Source organism: Spirosoma arcticum, from assembly GCF_054779955.1.
On the sequence record NZ_BAAGXG010000068.1, the window covers coordinates 1 to 572 of the forward strand.

Genomic DNA, 572 nt, shown 5'->3' on the forward strand with positions numbered 1-572 from the left:
TTGAGGCAATCCGCGCCAGAGACATTGACAAGCTGGTGCCCAACTACGCACCAGCCATTGTATCGTTCGATGTCGTTGGTCAATTGCAATACATTGGATTAGAAGCCATTAGAAAACGAATGATCGACTGGTTCTCTTCATTTGACGGGCCAATTGGCTTCGAGATCAGCGATTTGAGTGTCAATGTGATTGCTGATATGGCCTTTTGCCACCGGCTTAATCACGTCAGTGCTACCAAAAAAGACGGTGGAAAATTGGATATGCGGTGGCGGGAGACGGCCTGCTATCGCAAGCTTGACGGTCAGTGGCTCATCACGCATCAGCACAGTTCGGTGCCTTTTGATGCCGAAAGCGGGCAAGCATCACTTGATCTCAAACCGTAATACAGGGCGGGTTTAAAAATTATTTGCAATGTCATCTAAACTACGTTAAAAAACCGGAACGAATGAGAAAGGTAATTCTGCAAATCGGGGTGTCGCTCGACGGCTTTATACAAGGCCCAAACGGCGATTTGGAGTGGATGTTTATCAACGATGAACTCTGGCAGAACATTGACGAACTGCTCGCTACGA

1 protein-coding gene is annotated in these 572 nt (G+C 47.6%); it reads left to right on the top strand.

All coding sequences use genetic code 11. The annotated features are described in order from the left end of the window. Window positions 1-383, top strand: a 383-nt coding sequence (locus tag ACYVHB_RS32910) for a YybH family protein (protein ID WP_461056339.1), incomplete at its 5' end; no start/stop codon positions are given. Between the last annotated feature and the right edge of the window lie 189 nt (window positions 384-572).